Raw genomic sequence first — 24,994 nt, 5'->3', positions numbered from 1 at the left:
CTTAGCTTTGCGCGACTTTTCTCGGGATAAACGCGTTTGCCACGGCTTCACCCTGCAACTGAAGCTGACGCGGCTGCGGAATTTCCGGGATAGCGACATCCAGATGCGGGAACAGCAGTTCACCCACCTTATACGCCTCTTCCAGATGCGGATAGCCGGAGAGGATAAAGCTGTCGATTCCCAGCTCCGCATATTCATTAATGCGTGCCGCCACGGTTGGACCGTCGCCCACCAGCGCCGTACCGGCGCCGCCGCGCACCAGTCCCACACCGGCCCACAGGTTTGGGCTAATCTCCAGATTCTCGCGCTTGCCGTTGTGCAGGGAGGCCATTCGGTGCTGGCCTACGGAGTCGGTTTTGGCAAAGGCGGCCTGTGCTTTGGCGATGGTGTCGTCGTCCAGATGAGCGATCAGACGGTCTGCGGCTTGCCAGGCCTCGTCGTTGGTTTCGCGTACAATCACATGCAGGCGAATACCGAAGCGTACCTTACGACCGTGTTCTGCGGCTTTAGCGCGTACCTGGGCAATTTTCTCTTTGACCAGCTCCGGCGGCTCGCCCCAGGTCAGATAGAGTTCGACCTGCTCGGCCGCCAGCGCCTGCGCCACGTCAGACGATCCGCCGAAATAGAGGGGAGGGCGCGGCTGCTGTACCGGCGGGAAGTAGAGCTTCGCATCGCGAACGTGGATATGTTTTCCTTCGAAGGTAACGGTTTCCCCTTCCAGCAGACGCCGCCAGACGCGGGTGAACTCTGCGGAAGCTTCATAACGCTCGGTATGATCGAGGAAGACGCCGTCGCCCGCCAGCTCCTGCGGATCGCTGCCCGTCACCAGGTTGAACAGCGCGCGTCCGTTAGATAGCCTGTCCAGCGTTGCCGCCTGGCGCGCCGCGACGGTGGGAGACACTACGCTCGGGCGCAAGGCTACCAGGAACTTCAGGCGCTGGGTGACGGGGATCATGGATGCGGCAACCAGCCACGCATCCTCACATGAGCGGCCCGTCGGGATCAGCACCCCGGTAAAACCGATGCGGTCTGCCGCCTGGGCGATCTGCTGTAGATAGCCGTGATCGACCGGGCGGGCGCCTTCTTCTGTACCAAGATAGTGTCCATCACCGTGAGTGGGTAAAAACCAGAAAAGATTCAGACTCATGATTTTTTTCCTTCAATGCCAGCGGGTTGCCAGATGCGTTCGCGAATATTCACCTGCTTTGGAACCAGGCGGTTTTGATAAAAGAGATCGGCCGTTTGTTGCTGAAGCGCGGCAACGTGGGCGTTAACCGGCGCAATGGTGGTGGGTGGACGATGGTCAAGATACGTGGCGATCACCGGTTCAGGTAAGCCCATGGTTTTTGCCAGCAACGTGATGCTCTGCTGACGCTGGCTCTGGGTCAGCGCATCGGCCTGGGTAAAGGTATCCAGCACCTGCTGAATAAAGGCGCCATTTTTCTCTGCGTACGGACGTGCCGCCAGGTAGAACGAACCGGTCTGCTTCAGGGTGGTGCCGTCTTTCAGCACCCTTACCCCGCCCTGCAACAGCGCGGCGGAGTAGTACGGATCCCAGATTGCCCAGGCATCGACGTTCTTCTGCTGAAACGCCGCGCGCGCATCGGCAGGCGTCAGGTATACGGGCTGGATATCGGTGAATTTAAGGCCGGCTTCCTGCAACGCGCGCAGCAGCAGGTTGTGCGAGCTGGAACCTTTCTGGAATGCAACCTTATGGCCTTTAAGATCGGCGACGCTTTTAATATCGCTGTTTTCCGGTACCAGGATCACCTCTGCCTTCGGCTTGGCGGGCTCAACGCCAACGTAAACCAGATCCGCCCCGGCAGCCTGAGCAAAGATAGGCGGGATATCACCGGTGCTGCCTAAATCAATACTCCCGACGTTCAGCGCCTCCAGCATCTGTGGCCCGGCGGGAAACTCGACCCAGGAAAATGTGGTCTCCGGAAAGCGCGTCTCCAGCAGCGCATGGCTTTTCGCCAGCACCATGCTGACGCTGCCTTTCTGATAACCGATACGCAGGCTCTCCGGCGCGGTCTCCGCCGCCTGAGCCAGTGACGCCACTGCCAGCAGACCTGCCAGCCCGATACGGGTAACGGTTTTAAACATGGGCCACTCCTTGTGATTGATGACTTGCCGCTGCGTGACGATCCCGGCGGTTCAGGGCATGCCAGAAGGTTTCAAGCGCGCCGTCGAGGCGGGTTTGCAGGTTCGGCGTAAAATGCGGTTTATGCTGGTAATCAATCACCTGTGAGTCGTCAGCGAACACGCCATGAAGGATCTCCTGGGCTTTCAGCGCGTTCAGAACCGGCTTAAGGGCATAATCTACCGCCAGCAAATGGGCGACCGTGCCGCCCGTGGCCAGCGGCAGGACGACCTTGCCGTCCAGCGCGCGTTCGGGTAGCAGATCGAGCAGCGTTTTCAGCGCACCGGAAAAAGAGGCTTTATAAATCGGTGTCGCGACGATCAGCCCGTCAGCACTCTTAAACTGTTCGATCAGGGTTTTCAGCGCCGGGCTGTCGAAACGGGCGTAGAGCAGATCTTCAGGCGCGAAATTGTGTAAATTCCAGTGACACACTTCCACATCCAGAGCATTAAGCTTTTCGCGAGCGTATTCCAGCAGAGCGCTGGAGCGAGAGGGGAAGCGTGGGCTTCCGGCCAGAGTAATGACGCGCATGGTTGCTCCTTATAACTAATTGTTTGCTTTTATCTAACATTCATAACAATTTTCAGGAGTGTGACATTGCGTGGTTATTCCACTAAATGATTTATCCTTAGGATGAATGCCGAAAAATGCATAAGAAGCTTGCCGATAAGTAAACGATTGCGTTTTAAACGGCTTTTTTTGCCACAGGTCAATTCCCTTTCCGGGCGGGATCGCACATAATCCCCTCCCGGTTTGCACACCGGGAATCCAGGAGAGTTCATGTACTACCCCTTCGTTCGTAAAGCCCTTTTCCAGCTCGATCCTGAGCGCGCTCATGAATTTACATTTCAGCAGTTACGCCGTATTACAGGAACGCCTCTGGCCGCGCTGGTGCGTCAAAACGTGCCGGAAAAACCCGTTCAGTGCATGGGCCTGACGTTCAAAAATCCACTGGGCCTGGCGGCCGGTCTGGATAAAAATGGCGAATGCATTGATGCACTCGGTGCGATGGGCTTTGGCTCGATCGAAATCGGGACGGTGACGCCGCGCCCGCAGCCGGGAAATGACAAGCCGCGTCTGTTCCGCCTGGTTGAAGCCGAGGGGCTGATCAACCGCATGGGCTTTAATAACCTTGGCGTCGATCGTCTGGTTGAGAACGTAAAAAAAGCCCATTTTGATGGCGTGCTGGGTATTAATATCGGCAAAAATAAAGACACCCCAGTCGAGCAGGGTAAAGATGACTATCTGATTTGTATGGAAAAAGTCTATGCCTATGCAGGTTATATCGCGGTGAATATATCATCGCCTAACACCCCAGGGCTGCGTTCATTACAATATGGCGAAGCGCTCGACGATCTTCTTAGCGCCATTAAAAATAAACAAACGGCGCTACAGGCGATCCACCATAAATATGTCCCGGTCGCGGTTAAGATCGCCCCGGATCTTTCGGTTGAAGAATTGATCCAGGTTGCCGACAGTTTAGTTCGCCATAATATTGACGGTGTGATTGCGACCAATACAACCCTCGACCGTTCCCTCGTTCAGGGAATGAAAAACTGTGACGAAGCGGGTGGATTAAGCGGACGTCCGGTTCAATTAAAGAGCACTGAAATTATTCGCGCACTGTCTGCGGAATTAAAAGGCCAGCTGCCGATTATTGGCGTGGGCGGCATTGATTCTGTCATTGCTGCACGTGAGAAGATGGCGGCTGGTGCATCACTGGTGCAAATTTATTCCGGCTTTATTTTCAAAGGGCCGCCGTTGATTAAAGAAATCGTCACGCATATCTAATCTTTTCTCTTAATCAGACAACCAGGGCTTTATTTCCAGCCCTGGTTGTTTTATATTCCGTCATTGTTGCTTATTTAGACATTATAGTCTTTTATTACTAGTGTTATAAGCGAAGCGGCAAACAGGACATTTTTAGTACAGGACGTTTTGGGGACGGGAGAGAAACATGCGAATTAAACCTGACGATAACTGGCGCTGGTATTTTTGTGAAGAGCATGACCGCATGATGCTCGACTTAGCCAATGGCATGTTGTTTCGTTCTCGTTTTGCGCGCCGAATGTTAACCCCAGACGCGTTTGCTCCTTCAGGCTTTTGCGTTGACGACGCTGCGCTCTATTTCTCTTTCGAAGAAAAATGCCGCGACTTCGATCTCTCCAAAGAACAGCGCGCTGAACTGGTTTTAAATGCGCTGGTGGCGATCCGTTTCCTGAAACCACAAATGCCGAAAAGCTGGCATTTCCTCGCGCACGGCATGAGCTGGACCCCGGCTACCGGCGATGCGGCAAGCGTCAATCTGAGCGATACCGAAGAAGAGGTGAATTTGCTGGTGGTTGAACCCGGTGAAAACGCCGCGCTCTGCCTGCTAGCCCAACCCGGCGTGACCATTGCCGGGCGAGTGATGCAGTTAGGCGACGCCATCAAAGTGATGAATGACAGGCTGAAGCCACAGCTGCGCGTCGATGCCTTCAGCCTCGAGCAGGCGGTTTAAGCTTCGAGCTGTACGCTCGTTTTTGGCACACAGCTACAGCACAGGATCGTGCCATCGTTGCCAATCGCAGATTTCTTCAGGGCACTCACTTCACCATCGACCAGTTTAATGCGACAGCATCCGCAGATCCCCGCGCGACAGGAATACGGTACGCGGATCCCGGCCTGCTCCAGCTGCTCCAGTAGCACCTGCTGATTATTGCCACGAATGACCTTGCCTTCCCAGTGAATATCCACCGCAGCGGCGACGTTTGTCTCAGGGGCGGCCATTTCATCTTGCTGGCCTGCGCCGTACACTCGTGCAGGCCCGCGAGTCAGAATTTCGACCTCGTCGCCCACGCGGATCACGCCGCTTGAGCGGGGGATCAGGTTCTGGCCGAAGTCGACATCACCCTTATCCTGCGCGGTACGAAATGACTGCAAGGTTTTCAGCGGTTCGCCGGAAGGGTGTTTCTGGCCTTTCTCCGGGCTTACGGTGGTGAAAATACAGCGGCTGCACGGCTTCACGACATCAAAAATAACGCTGCCGATGCGGATGACTTTCCAGGTATCTTCATCCCAGGCGTCCGCGCCGGTCACCACCAGATTTGGGCGGAACTGCTCCATCTGCACGCTGGCTTTGCAGCGGTGCTGTAGATCACGCAGCGAGGCCTCGCTGGTCAGCAGGAAGGGAAATCCATCCGCGAAGGAGAGGGGAACCGCGTCGTGGCGTTTTACGCGACGGGTCAGCGCGGGTCCAACCCAGCGCAGCTGAACGTCGCGGGAGAAAAAGCCGCTCAGCCACTGGTTTATAGCGTCCGGCGCGATGCGCGCGGTAAAATGATTCCCCCACACTTCCGTTGGCGCATCGACGGGCGCAAAATCAGCAAAGCGGACAACCACGCTTGAGCCGTCCGGCGCGGTCAAATGCAAACCGTCATGAAGCGGGGAAGGGGTAAAGCGAACCATCTGCGGGAACTGGCGCGCGGTGATGAACGTACCGTCAGGCTCGGTGACCATAAAAATGCGATCGAAGGCGAAGCCGCTCATATCGGCCAGCGCGTGGGTCACGCCGATGCCGCGCATGGATTTCACCGGATGAATAAAAAGCCTGGATAACGTCGCCACTGCACACTCCCGCTAAAGAAATAAGCCTTCAACTTTATGACATACACGCCATATTAGCTATAATGCGCGACAATTTTCTATGAGTAAAAGTGACGATATGAATTCTCTGTTTGCCAGTACGGCCCGTGGGCTGGAAGAGCTGTTAAAAACTGAACTGGAAGGCCTGGGCGCGAAAGAGTGCCAGGTGGTTCAGGGTGGTGTCCATTTTGAGGGCGACACGCGGCTTATTTACCAGAGCCTGATGTGGAGCCGTCTGGCGTCGCGCATCATGCTGCCGATGAAAGAGTGCAAGGTCTACAGCGATCTTGATCTCTACACCGGCGTACAGATGATCGACTGGACAGAGATCTTCACGCCGGATGCCACCTTTGCGGTGCATTTCAACGGCGTCAACGACGAGATCCGCAACAGCCAGTACGGTGCCCTGCGCGTCAAAGACGCCATTGTGGACTGCTTCACGCGTCGTAATAAAGAACGTCCGAACGTTGACCGCGAAAACCCGGATCTGCGCATCAACGTCTGGCTTAACGGCGACACGGCGAGCATCTCCCTGGATCTGAGCGGGGCGGGCCTGCATCTGCGAGGCTACCGCGATCGCACCGGCATAGCGCCAATCAAAGAGACCCTGGCCGCCGCGATCGTGATGCGCTCCGGCTGGCAGCCAGGTACGCCACTGCTCGATCCCATGTGCGGTTCCGGTACGCTGCTGATTGAGGCCGCGATGCTGGCCACCGACCGTGCACCAGGCCTGCATCGTGGACAGTGGGGCTTTAAAGGCTGGGCGCAGCACGATGAAGCCATCTGGAAAGAGGTTAAAGACGACGCGCAGACCCGCGCGCGTAAGGGGCTGGCGGAGTACACGTCTCACTTTTACGGTTCGGACAGCGACGCGCGGGTAATTGAGCGCGCGCGCAGCAACGCCCGTCGTGCCGGGATCGGTGAGCTGGTGACCTTTGACGTTAAGGATGTGGCGAACCTGACCAATCCGCTGCCAAAAGGCCCGTACGGTACCGTTATCAGCAACCCGCCGTACGGTGAGCGTCTGGGCAGCGAGCCGGCGCTGATTGCCCTGCACAGCCTGCTGGGCCGCAACATGAAGGCGCATTTCGGCGGCTGGAATCTTTCTCTGTTTAGCGCCTCGCCGGAACTGCTGAGCTGCCTGCAACTGCGTGCAGATCGCCAGTTCAAGGCGAAAAACGGCCCGCTGGACTGCGTACAGAAAAACTACCATCTGGCAGAGATTGCGGCGGACAGCAAACCGTCCGGCGTGGCGGAAGACTACGCCAACCGCCTGCGCAAGAATCTGAAGAAATTTGAGAAGTGGGCGAAGCAGGAAGGCATTGAATGTTATCGCCTGTACGACGCTGATTTGCCGGAATACAACGTGGCGGTTGACCGCTATGCGGACTGGGTGGTGGTTCAGGAATACGCTCCGCCGAAAACCATCGATGCGCAAAAAGCGCGTCAGCGTATGCTGGACGTGATTGCGGCCACCATCGCCGTGCTCGGCATTTCGCCAAACAAGCTGGTGCTGAAAACCCGCGAGCGTCAGAAAGGCAAAAACCAGTATCAGAAGATGGGCGAGAAGGGCGACTTCATCGAAGTGGGCGAATATAACGCTCGCCTGTGGGTAAACCTGACCGACTACCTCGATACCGGCCTGTTCCTTGACCACCGTATCGCCCGCCGTATGCTGGGCCAGATGAGCAAGGGCAAAGACTTCCTGAACCTGTTCTCCTATACCGGCAGCGCCAGCGTTCATGCGGGGCTTGGCGGGGCGCGTAGCACCACCACGGTGGATATGTCCCGTACCTATCTGGAGTGGGCAGAGCGCAACCTGCGTCTTAACGGCTTAACCGGTCGACAGCATCGCCTGCTACAGGCCGACGTGCTGGGCTGGCTGCGTGACACCGACGAGCAGTTCGATCTGATCTTCATCGATCCGCCGACCTTCTCTAACTCCAAGCGTATGGAGGATAGCTTTGATGTTCAACGCGATCACCTGCGCCTGATGACCGACCTGAAGCGCCTGCTGCGTAAAGGCGGCACCATTATGTTCTCGAACAACAAGCGCGGATTCCGCATGGATCACGACGGCCTGGCCGAACTGGGACTGAAAGCACAAGAAATCAGCCAAAAAACGCTGTCTCAGGACTTTGCCCGTAACCGTCAAATTCATAACTGCTGGCTGATTTCCGCGGTCTGAAAGGAAAAATAAATGTCTTTAATTAGTATGCATGGCGCGTGGCTCTCGTTCAGCGACGCACCGCTTCTCGATAATGCAGAACTGCATATCGAAGATAACGAGCGCGTCTGTCTGGTGGGCCGTAACGGCGCGGGTAAATCGACGCTGATGAAAATCCTCAACCGTGAGCAGGGGCTGGATGATGGCCGTATTGTTTACGAGCAGGATCTGATCGTCTCTCGCCTGCAACAGGATCCGCCGCGTAACGTTACCGGCAGCGTGTACGATTTCGTGGCCGAAGGGATTTCAGAGCAGGCGGAATACCTCAAGCGCTACCACGAGATTTCGCATCTGGTGATGACCGATCCAAGCGACAAGAATCTCAACGAGCTGGCAAAAGTGCAGGAGATGCTCGATCACCACGGCCTGTGGCAGCTGGAAAACCGCATTAACGAAGTGCTGGCTCAGCTTGGCCTGGAAGCGGATATGGAGCTGTCGGCGCTCTCCGGCGGCTGGCTGCGTAAAGCCGCGCTTGGACGTGCCCTGGTGAGCGGGCCTAAGGTGCTGCTGCTGGACGAACCGACGAACCACCTGGATATCGAAGCGATTGACTGGCTGGAAGGGTTCCTGAAAACCTTTAACGGCACCATTATCTTCATCTCCCACGACCGTTCGTTCATCCGCAACATGGCCACGCGCATTGTCGACCTCGACCGCGGCAAGCTGGTGACCTATCCGGGCGATTACGATACCTATCTGCTGGAAAAAGAAGAGAACCTGCGCGTCGAAGAGCTGCAAAACGCCGAATTCGACCGCAAGCTGGCACAGGAAGAGGTGTGGATCCGTCAGGGCATCAAGGCGCGTCGTACGCGTAATGAAGGCCGCGTTCGTGCCCTGAAGGCGATGCGCCGCGAACGTAGCGAGCGCCGCGAAGTCATGGGCAGCGCCAAAATGCAGGTGGAAGAGGCGTCCCGCTCGGGCAAGATTGTCTTCGAAATGGAGAACGTCAATTATTCGGTTGACGGCAAAGTGCTGGTGAACGATTTCTCCGCTCAGGTTCAGCGCGGCGACAAAATTGCGCTTATCGGTCCAAACGGCTGTGGCAAAACCACCCTGTTGAAACTGATGCTGGGCCAGTTGCAGGCCGACAGCGGTCGCATTCACTGCGGTACCAAACTGGAAGTGGCGTACTTCGACCAGCACCGCGCAGAGCTGGATCCGGACCGTACGGTGATGGATAACCTCGCAGAAGGGAAACAGGAGGTGATGGTTAACGGCAAGCCGCGTCACGTACTGGGCTACCTTCAGGACTTCCTGTTCCACCCGAAACGCGCCCTGACGCCTGTGCGCGCGCTGTCCGGCGGTGAGCGTAACCGTCTTTTGCTGGCGCGCCTGTTCCTGAAACCCAGTAACTTACTGATACTCGATGAACCGACGAACGATCTGGATGTCGAAACGCTGGAACTGCTGGAAGAATTGATTGATGGTTATCAGGGAACCGTGATGCTGGTCAGCCACGATCGTCAGTTTGTCGATAACACCGTGACCGAGTGCTGGATCTTCGAAGGTGAAGGACGCATCGGACAATATGTGGGCGGCTATCATGACGCGCGTGGTCAGCAAGCGCAGTCGCTGGTGCAAAAACAGGCGAAGACTAAAAATGTCGCTGAACCTGCTGTTGCAAAAGCAGAAACCGCCAAAAAATCTCCAGCTAAAATGAGCTATAACTTGCAGCGCGAGCTGGAAGGGCTGCCGCAGCGTCTGGAAGAACTGGAAGCGGCGCTGGAAGCACTGCAAATTCAGGTCGCGGATGCGTCATTCTTTACGCAGCCTCACGACTATACTCAGAAAGTATTGGCTGAACTCTCCCAGGCCGAGCAGGCGCTGGAAGAAGCTTTTGAGCGCTGGGAGTACCTTGAGTCTCTGAAAAACGGCGCATAACAGGGATAATCTATGTGTGACCAGCACCGTGCCGATCGGCATATATTATGCTCGCAATGCGATATGCTCGTGGCGTTGCCAGAGCTTGGTCACGGACATAAGGCTGCCTGCCCGCGCTGCGGGGCTACGCTGACGACCGAGTGGGACGCGCCAAGGCAGCGTCCTACGGCTTACGCGCTGGCAGCCCTGTTCATGTTACTGCTCTCCAATCTCTTCCCTTTCATCTCTATGAAAGTGGGCGGGATGACAAGCCAGGTGGATTTACTGGAAATTCCAGGCGTGATGTTTTCGGAAGATTACGCCAGCCTCGGCACCTTCTTTCTTCTGTTCGTTCAGATAGTCCCGGCTTTTTGCCTGGTCGTCATTCTTTTGCTGGTCAACCGCGTCAGGATGCCTACCGCCCTTAAAATCAAACTCGCGCGCATCCTGTTCCAGCTGAAAAGCTGGGGGATGGCAGAAATTTTTCTGGCAGGTATCCTCGTCAGCTTCGTGAAACTGATGGCCTACGGCGACGTGGGGATTGGCAGCAGCTTTATTCCGTGGTGTCTGTATTGCGTGTTGCAACTGCGCGCGTTCCAGTGCGTGGACCGACGCTGGGCCTGGGACGATATCGCCCCGGCCCCGACGCTCTCGCGGACGGTAAAGGTGGGCGTACCGGGTATTCGTCAGGGGCTTCGCTCCTGCTCCTGCTGCACCGCCGTGCTGCTAGCGGAGGTCGAGGTGTGCCCGCGCTGTGAAACAAAAGGTCACGTGCGGCGCAAAAATAGCCTGCAATGGACCATGGCGCTGCTGGTGACCTCCATCATGCTCTATCTGCCCGCCAATATATTGCCAATCATGATCACCGATCTGCTTGGCGACAGAATGCCCTCGACCATCCTTGCCGGGGTCATTTTGCTGTGGAGCGAGGGATCATACCCTGTTGCAGGGGTCATATTTCTCGCCAGTATTATGGTCCCGACCTTAAAGATGATTGCCATTGCCTGGCTTTGCTGGGATGCGAAAGGGCACGGTAAGCGTGACAGTGAGCGTATGCATCTGATTTATGAGGTCGTGGAATTTGTTGGCCGCTGGTCGATGATTGACGTGTTCGTGATTGCGGTTCTCTCTGCGCTGGTGCGTATGGGAGGGCTGATGAGTATTTATCCCGCTATGGGAGCGCTGATGTTTGCGTTGGTCGTCATTATGACCATGTTTGCGGCCATGACCTTCGACCCTCGTTTATCGTGGGATCGTGAGCCCGATTCAAGCCATGAGGAAGAGTAAGAGCATGGAAAATAAGAGTGGAGAGGCTAAAGTGCAGAAGGTCAGAAACTGGTCGCCGGTGTGGATTTTCCCCATCGTGACCGCGCTGATCGGTGCATGGATCCTGTTTTATCATTACAGCCATCAGGGACCGGAAGTGACGCTCATCACCACCAATGCAGAGGGGATTGAGGGCGGGAAAACCACCATCAAGAGCCGCAGTGTGGATGTGGGCGTCGTCGAAAGCGCGACCCTGACGGATGATTTAACCCATGTTGAAATCAAGGCCCGCCTGAATGCCGGCATGGAAAAACTGCTTCATGAAGATTCCGTTTTTTGGGTGGTGAAACCTCAGGTCGGAAGAGAAGGCATCAGCGGTTTAGGGACGTTGCTCTCAGGGGCTTACATTGAACTCCAGCCCGGCAGCAAAGGTACCCAGCCAGCAGACTATCAGCTGCTGGATTCACCGCCGCTTGCGCCGCCGGATGCAAAAGGGATCCGCGTTATTCTGGACAGCAAAAAAGCGGGTCAGCTCTCGCCGGGCGATCCGGTGCTGTTCCGTGGGTATCGCGTCGGTTCGGTTGAAACAAGCACCTTCGATCCGCAAAAACGGACCATCAGCTATCAGCTTTTTATCAATGCGCCTAATGACCGCCTGGTGACCAGCAACGTTCGCTTCTGGAAAGACAGCGGGATCGCGGTGGATCTGACCTCTGCGGGTATGCGCGTTGAAATGGGCTCGCTCACCACGCTGTTTGGCGGGGGCGTCAGTTTCGACGTGCCGGAAGGCATGGATCTCGGACAACCGGTGGCGGAGAAAACCGCCTTCAGGCTGTTTGACGATCAAAAAAGTATTCAGGATGCGCTCTATACCGATCACATTGACTACCTGATGTTCTTTAAGGACTCCGTACGCGGCTTGCAGCCAGGGGCGCCAGTCGAGTTCCGCGGTATCCGTCTGGGGACTGTGGGACAAGTGCCTTACTTTGTTCCGGGTCTTAAGCAGATGCTTGATGATGATTATCGTATTCCGGTGCTGATCCGCATCGAACCTGAGCGTTTGATTAACCAGATAGGTGAGGATCAGGATATTGGGGAGCATATCAGCGACCTGCTGAACCGCGGCCTGCGCGGCTCGCTGAAAACCGGCAACCTGGTGACAGGGGCGCTGTATGTGGATATGGACTTCTATCCTAAAGCGCCTGCCATGACGGGTATCCGTGAATTTGGCGGCTACAAAATCATTCCTACGGTCAGCAGTGGTCTGGCGCAGATCCAACAGCGTCTGATGGAAACGCTGGATAAGATTAATAATCTGCCGTTGAATCCTATGCTTGAAGCCGCGACGGGTTCACTGCATCAGAGCCAGGCGACGATGCAACGTCTGCAAACCACGCTGGATAATATCAACAAGATCACTGCTAACCAGTCCATGCAGCAGCTGCCGCAGGATATGCAGAAAACCTTGCGCGAGCTGAACCGCAGCATGCAGGGCTTCCAGCCGGGCTCGGCGGCCTACAACAAGATGGTGGCGGATATGCAACGTCTTGATCAGGTTTTACGCGAGCTACAGCCCGTTCTGAAAACGCTCAATGAAAAGAGCAACGCGCTGGTGTTTGAAGCGAAAGATAAAAAGGATCCTGAGCCTAAGAGGGCGAAACAATGAAAAAATGGCTAATCATCGTGGGCGCACTGGTATTAACGGCCTGTAGCTCCGGAAGCGACAATAAAAGCTACTACCAGCTGCCGCTAAGCGCGCAGCCGGGTGCGCAGAGCAGCACCTCGCAGGGCAGTCGTCTGCTGTGGGTTGAACAGGTTGCCGTGCCGGATTATCTGGCGGGCAACGGGGTGGTCTACCAGACCAGCGATGTGCAGTACGTTATCGCCAACAATAACCTGTGGGCCAGCCCGCTGGATCAGCAGCTTCGCAATACGCTGGTGGCGAACCTGAGCAGCCAGCTTCCTGGTTGGGTAGTCGCCTCACAGCCTCTGGGAAGCGATCAGGACACGCTGAATGTTAACGTGACGGGATTCCACGGCCGCTATGACGGCGCCGTGGTTATCAGCGGAGAGTGGCTGTTGAATCACCAGGGCCAGCTGATTAAGCGTCCTTTCCATCTGGAGCTTAAGCAGCAGAAAGATGGCTATGACGAAATGGTGAAAGTGCTGGCACAGGGATGGGCACAGGAGTCGGCGGCCATTGCCAGAGAGATTTCCCGTCTGCCATAAGTAAAATTCATCGACAAAAGCCGCACTCAGCGACGCGCTGATGGCGGCTTTTTTTTCGTTTTGCGTTCAGGCTGTTACTTGTGCCGCATCACATTTTTTGTACAAACGATCTTCCATGTAGCTCACAAATATGACACCCGTATGAATTTTGAACGTTGACGCTGAAGCTGATTCGGGGTATTCGTTAACTGTGCTTGCACATATTGCAACCACTGTTTTCTTTCCACCAGACAAAAGAATGAGGGAAACGAGGCATGAAGAGACAGAAACGAGATCGCCTGGAAAGGGCTCATCAACGTGGTTATCAGGCTGGCATCGCCGGACGTTCTAAAGAAATGTGTCCCTATCAGGCCCTGAATCAAAGGTCCCAATGGCTAGGGGGCTGGCGAGAAGCCATCGGAGACAGGGCAGTACTTGCCTGATACCGTCTCTTTAAAAAGAAACCTCCGCAATGCGGAGGTTTCGCCTTTCTGGGAGGCGCTAAAAGCCGTTATCAGAAAGCAGAGGTATCCTGGAACAGACCCACTTTCAGATCATTTGCGGTATAGATCAGACGACCATCTACCAGCACTTCGCCATCCGCCAGGCCCATGATCAGACGGCGGTTAACGATACGCTTGAAGTGGATGCGGTAGGTGACTTTCTTCGCGGTAGGCAGAACCTGACCGGTAAATTTCACTTCGCCTACGCCCAGCGCGCGGCCTTTGCCTTCACCGCCAAGCCAGCCCAGATAAAAGCCTACCAGCTGCCACATAGCATCGAGGCCCAGGCAGCCAGGCATTACCGGATCGCCAATAAAGTGGCAACCGAAGAACCACAGGTCCGGGTTGATATCGAGTTCTGCTTCTACGTAACCCTTATCAAAGTTGCCGCCGGTTTCGGTCATTTTCACGACACGGTCCATCATCAGCATATTTGGGGCTGGTAACTGCGGGCCTTTCGCGCCAAACAGTTCACCGCGACCAGAGGCAAGAAGGTCTTCTTTCGTATAGGATTCGCGTTTATCTACCATGTTCTCAGTAAGCCTTATTTTAGTGAAGCACGCAGGATAGCTAACACGTGTACGCTGAACAAGTCCGATCAGTTTGAACTAAACCAACTTAACCAGCGCAACGGCCACGGATAACGATGACGAGCATCCTGCTGTGTCGCCTGAGCTATACGTTCCTGAATGGTCTGCATCAGGGTTGTCTGGCCTTCGCCGTCCCAGACCAGGTTCGTCAGTAAGGGTAGTGCATCCTCAACGCCTTCGATGGCCCAGACGGTGAATTGTTCCTGCTCTACCGCATCCAGAATCGCCTGGCTCAGGCTCAAATGGCGAGCGTTAGGTGCCGGAATAATCACGCCCTGTTTGCCGTTTAAACCGCGCTGCTGGCAGATAGCAAAGAAACCTTCGATTTTCTCATTCAGTCCGCCCACCGGTTGGGCACGACCAAACTGATCCACGGATCCGGTAATCGCAATGTTCTGGTTGATCGGCACGTCTGCAAGCGCGCTGATCACGGCGCACAGCTCCGCCATGGAGGCGCTGTCGCCGTCGACTTCGCTGTAGGACTGCTCAAAGGTTAACGAGGCAGAGAAGGGGAGCTGCTGCTCGAGCTGGAGTTCAGACATCAGGAATGCCTGCATGATCATCATGCCTTTAGCATGAATATTTCCGCCCAGTTCCGCCTTGCGTTCAATATCGGTAAATTCGCCGTCACCAATGTGCACCACACAGCTGATGCGGGAAGGCTCGCCGAAGGCGCGCGGGTGTCCAGGGAACTCGATGACGGATAAGGCGTTGATTTGCCCGATACGTTCGCCCTCGGTCTCCACCAGAATCTGTTCCAACAGAATTTCATCCTGCATACGGTCAGCAAGATAGCCTTCGCGCCATTCGCGCTGGGCCAGCATCTGGCTAAGCTGCTCGCCGCTAAACGTACCGTTGCCGCTGATTACGCCGACTTCACGCAGCTGTTTACCGATCCAGAGCGGGCAGAGCGGCAGGGTTTCCTGATCGCCAGTGTAGCGTACGGCCTCGCGGATTAAACCAGGCCACGCATCGCTGGCAGGCGAGGGCAGCGCGAAACGTTCCGCCACGGCCATCACCCACTGGCACCACTGCGCCATATCATCGGCATCAGCAATCTGAATATTGTCTTCAAATTCGCTGTAGACAGCCTGCTCCGCGAGTTCAGGCTCCATTTCCTGGAAGTCCGCCAGCGATTCGCGATCGCCCGTCAGCACGACGGTCAGCGACAGCGGCATCGACGGGATGGAGACCGGCAGAGGACGTGAATCGTCGTAGCCTACCCAGTCAAAACGTTGCTGCGTCACTACCGTTTTCAGGCGCATCCACAGCAGCGGCTGCGCAAGCAGCGTGCGAAGGGAGATGAGCAGCACGCCGCCGTTCGCGCGGTGTACCAGCCCGGGTTGCAGTGACACCTCGCCATTGAACTGACGAAGGCAGCCGAACAGCTGTTCGGCTTCCGCCCAGCTGGCAGTAATCACTTCGCCTTTGGCAGCGAACAGCCCGTCGGCCTGTGCGGCGGTTTCGAACGTCACGTCGCGTCCGGCAATATGATACTGACCACCAAAAACGGCGTTCGTTTTTGGCTGCAACTGGCGCATGGCATCACCGAGAAGCGTCAAATACTCGGCTTCTTCCGGGGCTTTGAGCAGCATGAAGGGAGATGTGGCCCATGGGGATGACATCTGCTCCAGCGCATAATGCAAACGCGGTTGTGTCTCGCTAAGTATGTATTCGTGTTCTTTTGTGAGGTCTGGCAGTGTAAACAGCTCCTGATAGCTTTCGGTATCCGGAACAAGGTCACGCCATGCAAGTTTCGTAATGGTCAAAGTTGATGTTTTTTAGTCAGAAGTAAAACCGTGGAGTATACCGTAAGCGGCGCACTCTGCCCAATCAGGATTCGGGTTTTCATCATGCGGTTTGCCGCAGCGTTTCACAGGATATGATTTCTTTTCAGCAGATTGCCAAAAAACTGATATTCTGAACTGAGTTACACGGTAACACTGAGATCGCAATGAAATATCAACAACTGGAAAACCTCGAAAGCGGCTGGAAATGGAAGTACCTGGTCAAAAAGCACCGTGAAGGGGAGCTGATCACCTGCTACATCGAAGCCAGCGCGGCACAAGAAGCTGTGGATATGTTGCTGACCCTCGAAAACGAACCGGTACAGGTCAACGGCTGGATCGAGAAACATATTAATCCGGCCTTGTTGAACCGGATGAAGCAAACTATCCGCGCTCGTCGTAAACGGCATTTCAATGCCGAGCATCAGCACACCCGTAAGAAATCTATCGACCTGGAGTTTATGGTCTGGCAGCGTCTGGCCGGGCTTGCGCAACGGCGCGGGAAAACGCTGTCGGAAACGGTGGTGCAGCTGATTGAAGATGCCGAGCATAAAGAGAAGTATGCCAGCCAGATGTCGACGCTGAAGAACGATTTGCAGGCACTGCTGGGTAAAAAATAACGTTTTTGCTTTTATTCAGATAATAAAAAACCCCGCATGGCGGGGTTTTTTTATAAGACGATAACTTATGCCGCAGGCTGAGTTACAACGTCTTTGATACCTTTAACTTCGATCTCTACGCGACGATCTGGTGCCAGGCAGTCGATCAGTGCAGCGCGTGGTTTCACGTTGTCACAGGTAGAACCGGTAACTGGGTTAGATTCGCCCATACCACGTGGGGAGATCTTGTTAGCTGGGATACCTTTAGATACCAGGTAATCAACTACAGACTGAGCACGTTTCTCAGACAGACCCTGGTTGTAAGCGTCAGAACCGATACGGTCGGTGAAGCCCAGAACCACTACAGAACCGTCTTTAGGATCCAGGTTGCTCAGCTGGGTGTACAGCTGATCCAGTGCCTGCTGACCTTCTGGTTTCAGGGTAGCTTTGTTGAAGTTGAACAGAACGTCAGACTTCAGAGTGAAGTGCTTGGTCTGTACTTCTGGAGCTGGAGCCGGCGCTGGAGCTACGACTGGCGCATCTTCCTGCTGACCGAAACGGTAAGAAACACCAACGCTCAGCATGCCGTTGTCTGGACGAACGCCAACGGTAGCACCGTCACCGATGTTGTTAACCCACTGGTATTCCAGACGGGTAGCGATGTCGCGGGTCATTGCCCACTCAACGCCGCCAGCGAATACTGGGGAAACGCCAGTGTCGTGGTCGTCACCAGCGATGCTGTTGCTGGAGTCTGCACGCCATACCATGCCGCCCAGACGGGTGTACACGTCCAGATCGTCAGTTACTGGGTAACCCAGTTTAGCGGTCAGCTGAACGCCTTGAGCTTTGAAAGCGCCATTTACGTTGTCGCCTTTGTACGGCATACGACCTAACCAGTCGTAACCCATTTCAAAGCCAACATACGGGTTAACCTGATAGCCACCGAACGCACCTGCACCCAGCTGGCTCTCGTGAGTAGGGCCATCGTTGTTCAGGCTGCTGTTGTACCAACCGGTGTCATGGAACTGAGACCAGCCCAGTTTACCACCTGCATACCAGGTATTATCTTTCGGAGCGGCCTGCGCTACGGTAGCGAAGCCAGCCAGTGCCACTGCAATCGCGATAGCTGTCTTTTTCATTTTTTGCGCCTCGTTATCATCCAAAATTTGCCATGAATATCTCCATCGGAGAAATCACGGTTAAATCCTTCACCGGGGGGCGTGGTCAAATATAAACCTACCGATATCTTCGGCTTAGGCCGAGCACCCCTGGCGATGTAAAGTCTACAACGTAGCTGAAAACTTACAAGTGTGAAGTCCGTCAGGCATATGAAAAAAAAAGTTCCGTATACCTAATATTTAACATTTTTTGAACGATTTTTGTGCAGTAAAATTAACGAGAACCGCGTCAGACAAGCCTTGCCGCAGTTTTGGCGCATTGAACTTTTTTTGCATACTGCGGTCGAAAAAAATTCCAGGAAAACTCTTAAAATGACTCAATGGTACACATTTGAGTGAATTTTTAGCCCGGGATGTTGTCCTCTGCGATAGGAATCTTCACGAACCGGCCGCATGATGAACCCCATCGCATTACCTTCTTCAGCAGCTTCAGTCAGACGCAAATGTTCCTCTTGCGACAGATCTTCAGGTAACCATCCAATCACGACGCTATAGTTCCCGGTACGTAATGCCCGAACCATCGACTCAACCGTATCGCAAGGGGAGAGTTGATTGATCTGCATTACCTTCGCCAACGGCAGTCCCGCCGACTGAACCCATTCACGACTTAGTTTCTGCTGTGGCGTCAGCCAGAGCTGCCAGCGAGACTGTTGGCCGAGCTGCTGCAAAAGCGGCAGGAGTAACAGTTGTGTTAACAGCGGCTGGTCTTCACGGTAAACCACTTCACTGATAAGCCCTGTCGATACACGCCCGATAGAATTCTGCGCAACATTGCCTGCGGCAGAAGTAGAAGGTGTTAAGTGATTTGCATAGCCTGAAGTGTACATGTTCATTCCAGCCCTGTAGTTACTGTATGGATATACAGTAACTCCTGTGTGCATAAAGATCAACCTCATTTTCGGAAAGCGACTCGCAAATTTCATCCATTCCCGGTGAACCTGAAAAAATCATCTTGCCCAACGGCAATAAGTTGCCTATTTTCCTGCTAACGGATCCGTTAGTAAGAAATATCGTGTTTACTCTATGATTTTAAATGGAATTATCATGAAAAAGATATCCTATGAGCGGATTTATCAATCGCAGGAATACCTCTCTCCGCTGGGTGAAATTCACCATCGAGCCCTGTTTGGCGGTTATACCCTGGCCGTGGATGAAGCGGTGTTTGCAATGGTGTCTGACGGTGAGCTTTATCTTCGCGCCTGTGAGCAGAGTGCAAAATATTGTGTAAAAAATGCCTCCTCTTTTCTGACGCTGATGAAACGAGGACGTCCTGTTCTGCTTAATTACTATCGTGTGGATGAGGGGCTTTGGCAAAACAGGGAAAAGTTGCTTCAGCTCTCCTCGTTTGCGCTCGATGCTGCAAGGAAAGAGCGCTACCAGCGACATCAGCGTAACCGGCTAAAAGATCTGCCAAACCTGACTTTTCAGATTGAGGTCCTGCTGATGGAAGCGGGCATCACCAATGAAGAGACGCTACGACAGCTGGGTGCGAAGACGAGCTGGCTGAAAATGCGCTCCAGGAATAAGGCGCTGAGCATCCGGGTTTTGTTCGCGCTTGAAGGCGCCATCGAAGGGCTTCACGAAGCGGCACTCCCGGCGGATATTCGCCGGGAGCTTACGGAGTGGTTTAATGCGCTGCCTGAGTCGCAGGGGCATCATTCCGCCAGGTAGCAATCTGCTGTCGCAGTCGACAAATTTCCGGCAGCAAAGCGATAAGCAGGCCAATTTGCTGTAGGACCAGCGGAGCTTTGTTGTCGGTGCCCGGATCCAGGTGTGCGATACGCTGCACCAGTTCATCCAGTGCCTGGTGTACCCGCGGCTCATCAGCAGGTTGATGATGAAGCGCATCATCAACGTAGCAAACGGCATCGTCCAGCAGCGCCAGGATCCCCGGATTGGTCAGCTTCTCACGGTGGGCGCCCAGGGTAGAGATATAGCTGGTGAACGTATGGTTCAGGCACAGCAGCCGGAAGGCCGTTTCGCGAATTTCTGCCGTGGCGCGCGGCTCTGTTGACATATTAGAGACGACTGAAGCCAGCTCTGCGTCAGTATTATGCGCATCGCGGCGGGCAATGCGATAGGCCAGACGGTTATCGCGACCCTGATGGTACTGCTCAAGAATGGCGTCCAGATAGCGGCAGTTGGCGTTCATTGCTCTGTCTGAGACGCGCGGTAAGTTTCGAAAACGCCAGTCAGGCCAGATGAAGCTCACCGCTGCCCAGGCAATGGCGCAGCCGATTAGCGTGTCGATCACGCGGGGGAGGGCAACTTCAAACCCTTCCCCCAGCAAATTGAAGCAGAGCAGCACCAGCAACGTGATGAACATTGTGGCGTGAGCGTACTGCACATTGCGGAAGGCGAAGAACAACACACCGGTGATCACAATAAGGATAAGTTGTCCTTCTACAGAAGGCACAAAATAGAGCACCGGCAGACCGATGGCGACCCCGACTAACGTCCCGACAATACGCAGCGCAAGTCGATGGCGGGTAGCGTTATAGTTCGGCTGGCAGACGAACAGGCTGGTCAGCAGGATCCAGTATCCGTGATGCAGCCCTGTTATCTGGATAAACGCATAGCCCACGCACAGCACCAGCGACATCCTCACCGCATGGCGAAAGAGTGCGGAATCCGGCGTAAAATGACGGCTCAGGCGCAGCCAGATATCGCTGAAGCCGTTCAGACTGTCATCCGCAAGCCGGTTGTCAGCATCGTTGGCCGGCATCGCCATCGCCTGTTCAGACTCAATGGTGGCCAGCTGGGCATCAATGGCTCGCAGGTTGTTGAGCAGGAATCCCAGGGCTTTGAACTGCTCCGGCGAGGTTCCGCTGGCCTGAACGCGATCGAGCGCCGCATCCAGGTGACTGAACGCTCGCTCAAAGCGAGGATCATGCTGATAGGGCGTGCGCAGCAGTATTGAGCGCGCAAGCTGCTGGCAGGCCTGAGACTGCATCGACAGCAGGCGCTGGAAGCGGAACATCACGTCGCTGTAGCGGAATTTCTCGCGCAGATCAGCGTACTGCACATGCGAGGAGCTGGCGCGCTCGTGAATATCCTGGGCGACAAAGTAGTAGTGGAGGGTGCGTCGGGTACCGCGCTGACCGCGATCGCCGCGCAGACGGGTGAGCAGAGACGCTTTGGTCTGGTTCAGCGTAGCGACCAGTTGTCCATTTGCCAGCGCCAGATCGTACAGCGGCGCCTGGCTATCCTCTTCGATATCCGGATCGAACAGCCGCGACTTCAGTTCCAGATAGTGGGCCAACTGCTCATAGCTGCGGGCAAGGTTGTCCTGCAAGGCACGGACCGGAAAAATAAGATGCCCGGTTAAGGTCAGCAGGTTATACCAGATAGCACCCAACAGCAGCAGGACTGGCTGCTGATACCACTGATCGTAAAGGGAAACCCCCAGCATGGTGTAAATGGCAATCAGCAGGGCGCCGAACGCGATAGTGGCGTAGCGTTGTCCAAGGCCGCCGAGCAAAATGAAGCCGCTGGTCGACACCGTCAGCCCTAAGGCAAACAGCCAGGGCCAGGGGAAAAGCAGCTCCACGGAGGCGGAGGCAATAAAGAAGCAGACCAGCGTGATGACCAGGTTACGCAAACGTCCGGCCAGGCGGTCGTCGAGATCGGCCAGCGCGCCGGCCACCACCCCAAGCGTGAGGGGAATAGTGAGCTTAACGTCATTCAGCCACCACGGCAGCGCCACGGTGCCGCAGAGAGCGATAAAGATCCTGACGTTATATAGCCAGTTACTGTTCCACGTATAGCGACGAATCAGGGGGCTTAGCATGAGAGCGGCCAGTCCTTATTACTGAAAACGACGACGGGCATTGGCTTCACGCGCGGCTTGCGCCACTTCGACCGGGACAACGCGGCGTCCGACCGGCCACAGGGCGATGGTGGCAATCTTGAAATTAGCGATGCCAACCGGAATGCCAATAATCGTAATGCACTGGGCGATACCGGCGAAGATATGCATCAGACACAGCCACCAGCCAAAGAAGATCAGCCACAGAATATTCAGCAGCGTGCCGCCGGTATTCATCAGGGCATTTTTTCTTTCCGGCTCCAGCTCATCCACGTGTACGGCTTCATTTCCATAAGGAACGAGGGACAGTTTGGTGATTTCCCAGCAGGAGCGCGTCAGCGGAAGCGTAAAGATGAGCACAATGCTCACCAGGGTGGCGAAAAGCCAGGAAAGGGTGGTGGCAAAACCGCCAAGGACAAAATTCAACACATTCAGAACGGTACGCATAAACCCTCATTTCCTTCGATATGATTAACGCCTGGTGATTGTAACGTTTTTTTGGGCTGGAGCACCTTAAAACTGGCAGTTAAACTGTCTGACAAATTATTACCTCGTGGATCCGGCAGGATATGGAACTGAAAGCTACTTCAATGGGCAAACGCCTGGCGCAGCACCCTTACGACAAGGTTGTCCTCCTCAATGCGGGAGTGAAAGTCTCCGGTGAACGCCACGAATACCTTATTCCGTTTAATCAACTGCTCGCCATCCACTGCAAGCGTGGGCTGGTGTGGGGCGAGCTGGAGTTCGTCCTGCCGGCAGAGAAAGTGGTGCGACTCCACGGGACGGAGTGGGCTGAAACCCAGCGCTTCCATCATCATCTGAACGCGCGCTGGCAGCAGTGGAGTCAGGAGATGAGCGTGATTGCCGCACAGGTACTGCACCAGGTGCTGGACGATATCGCGTTAAGTAATACCCAGCAGAAGTGGCTGACGCGTCAGCAAACCGCCGGGCTTCAGCAAAAAATCACCCAGGCGCTGACGGCGTTGCCTTTACCCGTGGCGCGGCTGGAGGAATTTGATAACTGCCGTGACGCGTGGCGGCAGTGTCAGGCATGGCTCAGCGATATCGAGAAAAGCCGTCTGGCGCACAACCAGGCCTGGACCGATGCGATGCTTACGCAATATGCCGATTTCTTCAGCACGGTGGAATCATCGCCCCTCAATCCTGCCCAGGCGCGCGCCGTGGTGAATGGCGAGCAGTCTCTGCTGGTGCTGGCAGGGGCCGGGAGTGGCAAAACGTCGGTGCTGGTGGCGCGCGCGGGCTGGCTTCTGACGACGGGCGAGGCGGTTGCCGACCAGATTTTGCTGCTGGCCTTTGGCCGCAAAGCGGCGCAGGAAATGGACGAGCGCATTCAGGCGCGTTTGCATACTCAGGATATCTCGGCGCGCACGTTCCACTCTCTCGCGTTACATATCATTCAACAGGGCAGCAAAAAAGTCCCTGTTGTCAGCAAGCTGGAGAGTGATGCTCAGGCTCGCCAGGCGCTGTTTATCAAGACATGGCGTCAGCAGTGCAGCGAGAAAAAGGCGCAGGCGAAAGGCTGGCGTCAGTGGCTTGAAGAGGAACTGAACTGGGCGGTGCCGGAGGGCAGCTTCTGGCAGGATGAAAAGCTGGCGCGCCGGCTAGGTTCCCGTCTCGACCGGTGGGTAAGCCTGATGCGCATGCACGGCGGCTCTCAGGCCGAGATGATAGAAAGCACACCGGAAGCGATTCGCGCCGTCTTCTCTAAGCGGGTTAAGCTGATGGCGCCGATGCTCAAAACGTGGAAAACCGCGCTGAAAGAGGAAAACGCGGTCGATTTTTCCGGGCTGATCCATCAGGCCATTATCATTCTGGAAAAAGGGCGCTTCGTTAGTCCGTGGAAACACATTCTGGTGGATGAGTTTCAGGATATCTCGCCGCAGCGCGCTGCGCTGCTTTCGGCGCTGCGGGCGCAGAATAAACACACGTCGCTGTTTGCCGTGGGCGATGACTGGCAGGCAATCTACCGTTTCAGCGGGGCGCAGCTTTCCCTCACCACGGCTTTCCACCACTATTTTGGTGAAGGCGACCGCAGCGATCTCGACACCACCTACCGCTTTAACGCGCGAATTGGTGAAATTGCCAACCGCTTTATTCAGCAGAACCCGCATCAGCTGTCGAAGCCGCTTAACAGCCTGACGCCGGGGGATAAAAAGGCCGTCACCCTGCTGGCGGAGGATCAGCTGGAGCCGCTGCTGGACAAACTGAGCGGCTATGCGAAACCTGATGAGCGGATCCTGGTGCTGGCGCGTTACCACCACCTCAAACCCGCGGCGCTGGAAAAAGCGGCGACGCGCTGGCCAAAACTACAGCTCGATTTTATGACCATTCACGCCAGTAAAGGGCAGCAGGCTGATTACGTGATTGTGGTGGGGCTAAAAGAGGGGAGCGACGGTTTCCCGGCACCCGCGCGGGAATCCGTGATGGAAGAGGCGTTACTGCCGGTTCCCGAAGATTTCCCGGATGCCGAAGAGCGGCGTTTGTTGTACGTGGCGATAACCCGCGCGCGGCATCGCGTGTGGCTATTGTTCAACAAAGAGGAGCCGTCGGTGTTTGTCGATATTTTGAAGAGTATTGACGTGCCGGTAGCGAGAAAGCCGTAACATGTCGGCCCGGTAAGCGCAGCGCCACCGGGCAAAAAACTACTTCAGCCTTTCCGCAAGATAGCGCGGGTAATCCGGGATCAAAATCTCTACCGGATCGTTAAACTGCGGTGATTCAATGATGAAATCGGCCGTTGAAAGATTTGTCGCCACCGGAATGTTCCACACTGTCGCCAGACGCAGCAGCGCCTTAACGTCCGGGTCATGCGGCACCGCATTCAGCGGGTCCCAGAAGAAAATCAGCACGTCGATTTTGCCTTCCGAAATCTGAGCGCCGACCTGCTGGTCACCTCCCATCGGGCCGCTCAGCATGGCATTCACTTCCAGACCGGTTTCGCGGTGGATCAAATTACCGGTTGTCCCCGTGGCGGAAAGAGCATGATGCTGGAGAAGAGGCTGATGGCGACGAACCCAGTTAAGCAGCATTTGTTTACAGTGATCGTGCGCAACCAGAGCAATGTGCTTGCGCGCCGGAAGTGTGCGTGTTGTCAGTTCCATAATCTTATCCGTGAAGTTACCTCGCTACACGATGACGGGAACTGACTGATGCTGCAAGAGAAAGGACGAAAAAATGTGG

Annotated in this window: 22 protein-coding genes; 11 read left to right on the top strand and 11 right to left on the bottom strand. The window is 55.3% G+C overall.

Going from position 1 to position 24,994, the window contains the following annotated elements; all coding sequences use genetic code 11:
• Position 1: 1 nt before the first annotated feature.
• Genes ssuD through ssuE form a run of 3 tightly spaced genes read right to left on the bottom strand, consistent with a single transcriptional unit; the run spans position 2 to position 2,674 of the window.
• Positions 2-1,147 carry an FMNH2-dependent alkanesulfonate monooxygenase gene (ssuD, locus tag N5C09_RS08550; RefSeq protein ID WP_279748855.1) on the bottom strand — a complete coding sequence of 382 codons (1,146 nt, stop codon included), beginning with the start codon at positions 1,145-1,147 and terminating at the stop codon, positions 2-4.
• On the bottom strand, positions 1,144-2,106 hold the full coding sequence (locus N5C09_RS08545; protein WP_063866294.1) for a sulfonate ABC transporter substrate-binding protein: 963 nt from the start codon (positions 2,104-2,106) through the stop codon (positions 1,144-1,146). The genes ssuD and N5C09_RS08545 overlap by 4 nt, the downstream gene beginning before the upstream one ends.
• A complete protein-coding gene (gene ssuE, locus N5C09_RS08540; RefSeq protein WP_063449145.1) occupies positions 2,099-2,674 on the bottom strand; it encodes an NADPH-dependent FMN reductase in 576 nt (191 codons plus the stop codon). Before ssuE ends, N5C09_RS08545 begins: the two co-directional genes overlap by 8 nt.
• A 249-nt stretch (positions 2,675-2,923) precedes the next feature.
• Here ssuE and pyrD point away from each other — a divergent pair, with 249 nt between their 5' ends.
• Together pyrD and zapC are read left to right on the top strand one after the other, a co-directional pair.
• Positions 2,924-3,934 (top strand): quinone-dependent dihydroorotate dehydrogenase, encoded by a 1,011-nt coding sequence (gene pyrD, locus N5C09_RS08535; RefSeq protein ID WP_063866295.1) that lies wholly within the window; start codon positions 2,924-2,926, stop codon positions 3,932-3,934.
• Between the two features lie 166 nt (positions 3,935-4,100).
• Positions 4,101-4,643, top strand: coding sequence for a cell division protein ZapC (gene zapC / locus N5C09_RS08530; RefSeq protein WP_063866297.1), 543 nt, complete (start codon positions 4,101-4,103; stop codon positions 4,641-4,643).
• Here the strand turns inward: zapC and N5C09_RS08525 are convergent.
• Positions 4,640-5,749, bottom strand: a complete 1,110-nt coding sequence (locus N5C09_RS08525) for a YcbX family protein (protein WP_279748854.1) — start codon at positions 5,747-5,749, stop codon at positions 4,640-4,642. The genes zapC and N5C09_RS08525 overlap by 4 nt on opposite strands.
• A 97-nt stretch (positions 5,750-5,846) precedes the next feature.
• Here N5C09_RS08525 and rlmKL point away from each other — a divergent pair, with 97 nt between their 5' ends.
• The 6 genes from rlmKL to rmf all read left to right on the top strand — a co-directional run bounded on the left by rlmKL (position 5,847) and on the right by rmf (position 13,771).
• On the top strand, positions 5,847-7,955 hold the full coding sequence (rlmKL, locus tag N5C09_RS08520; RefSeq protein ID WP_279748853.1) for a bifunctional 23S rRNA (guanine(2069)-N(7))-methyltransferase RlmK/23S rRNA (guanine(2445)-N(2))-methyltransferase RlmL: 2,109 nt from the start codon (positions 5,847-5,849) through the stop codon (positions 7,953-7,955).
• Positions 7,956-7,967: 12 nt separating this feature from the next.
• Positions 7,968-9,875: an ABC transporter ATP-binding protein gene (locus N5C09_RS08515; RefSeq protein ID WP_107535070.1), complete on the top strand. Its 1,908-nt coding sequence runs from the start codon at positions 7,968-7,970 to the stop codon at positions 9,873-9,875.
• A gap of 12 nt (positions 9,876-9,887) precedes the next feature.
• Complete coding sequence (gene pqiA, locus N5C09_RS08510) at positions 9,888-11,141, top strand: membrane integrity-associated transporter subunit PqiA (protein ID WP_279748852.1); 1,254 nt, start codon at positions 9,888-9,890, stop codon at positions 11,139-11,141.
• A gap of 4 nt (positions 11,142-11,145) precedes the next feature.
• Positions 11,146-12,786, top strand: a complete 1,641-nt coding sequence (gene pqiB, locus N5C09_RS08505; protein WP_063866301.1) for an intermembrane transport protein PqiB — start codon at positions 11,146-11,148, stop codon at positions 12,784-12,786.
• Positions 12,783-13,349, top strand: coding sequence for a membrane integrity-associated transporter subunit PqiC (gene pqiC, locus N5C09_RS08500; RefSeq protein ID WP_063449138.1), 567 nt, complete (start codon positions 12,783-12,785; stop codon positions 13,347-13,349). Before pqiB ends, pqiC begins: the two co-directional genes overlap by 4 nt.
• A 254-nt stretch (positions 13,350-13,603) precedes the next feature.
• A complete protein-coding gene (rmf, locus tag N5C09_RS08495) occupies positions 13,604-13,771 on the top strand; it encodes a ribosome modulation factor (protein ID WP_003858162.1) in 168 nt (55 codons plus the stop codon).
• Between the two features lie 71 nt (positions 13,772-13,842).
• On the opposite strand, the gene fabA is transcribed toward rmf, so the two are convergent.
• Both fabA and N5C09_RS08485 read right to left on the bottom strand, forming a co-directional pair.
• Positions 13,843-14,361: a bifunctional 3-hydroxydecanoyl-ACP dehydratase/trans-2-decenoyl-ACP isomerase gene (fabA, locus tag N5C09_RS08490; protein ID WP_000227926.1), complete on the bottom strand. Its 519-nt coding sequence runs from the start codon at positions 14,359-14,361 to the stop codon at positions 13,843-13,845.
• A gap of 68 nt (positions 14,362-14,429) precedes the next feature.
• Positions 14,430-16,190, bottom strand: coding sequence for a Lon protease family protein (locus N5C09_RS08485; RefSeq protein WP_279748851.1), 1,761 nt, complete (start codon positions 16,188-16,190; stop codon positions 14,430-14,432).
• A gap of 185 nt (positions 16,191-16,375) precedes the next feature.
• Between N5C09_RS08485 and matP the strand changes: the two genes are divergently transcribed.
• Complete coding sequence (matP, locus tag N5C09_RS08480; protein WP_006809347.1) at positions 16,376-16,828, top strand: macrodomain Ter protein MatP; 453 nt, start codon at positions 16,376-16,378, stop codon at positions 16,826-16,828.
• A gap of 65 nt (positions 16,829-16,893) precedes the next feature.
• Here matP and ompA read toward each other — a convergent pair whose 3' ends face one another.
• Both ompA and sulA read right to left on the bottom strand, forming a co-directional pair.
• Positions 16,894-17,946: a porin OmpA gene (gene ompA / locus N5C09_RS08475; RefSeq protein WP_017694761.1), complete on the bottom strand. Its 1,053-nt coding sequence runs from the start codon at positions 17,944-17,946 to the stop codon at positions 16,894-16,896.
• A 356-nt stretch (positions 17,947-18,302) separates the two neighbouring features.
• Entirely contained in the window at positions 18,303-18,812 is a 510-nt protein-coding gene (gene sulA / locus N5C09_RS08470; protein ID WP_063449135.1) for an SOS-induced cell division inhibitor SulA, read from the bottom strand.
• 217 nt (positions 18,813-19,029) lie between these two features.
• Here sulA and N5C09_RS08465 point away from each other — a divergent pair, with 217 nt between their 5' ends.
• Entirely contained in the window at positions 19,030-19,656 is a 627-nt protein-coding gene (locus N5C09_RS08465) for a TfoX/Sxy family DNA transformation protein (RefSeq protein ID WP_063449134.1), read from the top strand.
• On the opposite strand, the gene yccS is transcribed toward N5C09_RS08465, so the two are convergent.
• A complete protein-coding gene (gene yccS / locus N5C09_RS08460) occupies positions 19,613-21,775 on the bottom strand; it encodes a YccS family putative transporter (protein WP_112792843.1) in 2,163 nt (720 codons plus the stop codon). The genes N5C09_RS08465 and yccS overlap by 44 nt on opposite strands.
• 18 nt (positions 21,776-21,793) lie before the next feature.
• Positions 21,794-22,240 carry a YccF domain-containing protein gene (locus tag N5C09_RS08455; protein WP_003858149.1) on the bottom strand — a complete coding sequence of 149 codons (447 nt, stop codon included), beginning with the start codon at positions 22,238-22,240 and terminating at the stop codon, positions 21,794-21,796.
• A 122-nt stretch (positions 22,241-22,362) separates the two neighbouring features.
• On the opposite strand from N5C09_RS08455, the gene helD reads away from it, so the two are divergent.
• A complete protein-coding gene (gene helD, locus N5C09_RS08450; protein WP_279748850.1) occupies positions 22,363-24,417 on the top strand; it encodes a DNA helicase IV in 2,055 nt (684 codons plus the stop codon).
• Positions 24,418-24,456: 39 nt separating this feature from the next.
• On the opposite strand, the gene mgsA is transcribed toward helD, so the two are convergent.
• Positions 24,457-24,915, bottom strand: coding sequence for a methylglyoxal synthase (mgsA, locus tag N5C09_RS08445; RefSeq protein WP_006809340.1), 459 nt, complete (start codon positions 24,913-24,915; stop codon positions 24,457-24,459).
• Positions 24,916-24,994: the final 79 nt, after the last annotated feature.

The organism is Enterobacter sp. GD03975, from assembly GCF_029838645.1.
Lineage (GTDB): Bacteria > Pseudomonadota > Gammaproteobacteria > Enterobacterales > Enterobacteriaceae > Enterobacter > Enterobacter quasihormaechei.
Note: the sequence above shows the minus strand (reverse complement) of the source record. Positions and strands in the feature narration are given on the sequence as shown.

What these genes read in the sequence shown, in the direction of transcription:
- N5C09_RS08465 (WP_063449134.1), top strand. Translation starts at nt 19,030, where the DNA reads ATGAAAAAGATATCCTATGAGCGGATTTATCAATCGCAGGAATACCTC.
- N5C09_RS08455 (WP_003858149.1), bottom strand. Translation starts at nt 22,240, where the DNA reads ATGCGTACCGTTCTGAATGTGTTGAATTTTGTCCTTGGCGGTTTTGCC.
- fabA (WP_000227926.1), bottom strand. Translation starts at nt 14,361, where the DNA reads ATGGTAGATAAACGCGAATCCTATACGAAAGAAGACCTTCTTGCCTCT.
- matP (WP_006809347.1), top strand. Translation starts at nt 16,376, where the DNA reads ATGAAATATCAACAACTGGAAAACCTCGAAAGCGGCTGGAAATGGAAG.
- rmf (WP_003858162.1), top strand. Translation starts at nt 13,604, where the DNA reads ATGAAGAGACAGAAACGAGATCGCCTGGAAAGGGCTCATCAACGTGGT.
- sulA (WP_063449135.1), bottom strand. Translation starts at nt 18,812, where the DNA reads ATGTACACTTCAGGCTATGCAAATCACTTAACACCTTCTACTTCTGCC.
- ssuD (WP_279748855.1), bottom strand. Translation starts at nt 1,147, where the DNA reads ATGAGTCTGAATCTTTTCTGGTTTTTACCCACTCACGGTGATGGACAC.
- N5C09_RS08515 (WP_107535070.1), top strand. Translation starts at nt 7,968, where the DNA reads ATGTCTTTAATTAGTATGCATGGCGCGTGGCTCTCGTTCAGCGACGCA.
- zapC (WP_063866297.1), top strand. Translation starts at nt 4,101, where the DNA reads ATGCGAATTAAACCTGACGATAACTGGCGCTGGTATTTTTGTGAAGAG.
- ompA (WP_017694761.1), bottom strand. Translation starts at nt 17,946, where the DNA reads ATGAAAAAGACAGCTATCGCGATTGCAGTGGCACTGGCTGGCTTCGCT.
- mgsA (WP_006809340.1), bottom strand. Translation starts at nt 24,915, where the DNA reads ATGGAACTGACAACACGCACACTTCCGGCGCGCAAGCACATTGCTCTG.
- pqiB (WP_063866301.1), top strand. Translation starts at nt 11,146, where the DNA reads ATGGAAAATAAGAGTGGAGAGGCTAAAGTGCAGAAGGTCAGAAACTGG.
- pyrD (WP_063866295.1), top strand. Translation starts at nt 2,924, where the DNA reads ATGTACTACCCCTTCGTTCGTAAAGCCCTTTTCCAGCTCGATCCTGAG.
- pqiC (WP_063449138.1), top strand. Translation starts at nt 12,783, where the DNA reads ATGAAAAAATGGCTAATCATCGTGGGCGCACTGGTATTAACGGCCTGT.
- pqiA (WP_279748852.1), top strand. Translation starts at nt 9,888, where the DNA reads ATGTGTGACCAGCACCGTGCCGATCGGCATATATTATGCTCGCAATGC.
- helD (WP_279748850.1), top strand. Translation starts at nt 22,363, where the DNA reads ATGGAACTGAAAGCTACTTCAATGGGCAAACGCCTGGCGCAGCACCCT.
- ssuE (WP_063449145.1), bottom strand. Translation starts at nt 2,674, where the DNA reads ATGCGCGTCATTACTCTGGCCGGAAGCCCACGCTTCCCCTCTCGCTCC.
- rlmKL (WP_279748853.1), top strand. Translation starts at nt 5,847, where the DNA reads ATGAATTCTCTGTTTGCCAGTACGGCCCGTGGGCTGGAAGAGCTGTTA.
- yccS (WP_112792843.1), bottom strand. Translation starts at nt 21,775, where the DNA reads ATGCTAAGCCCCCTGATTCGTCGCTATACGTGGAACAGTAACTGGCTA.
- N5C09_RS08545 (WP_063866294.1), bottom strand. Translation starts at nt 2,106, where the DNA reads ATGTTTAAAACCGTTACCCGTATCGGGCTGGCAGGTCTGCTGGCAGTG.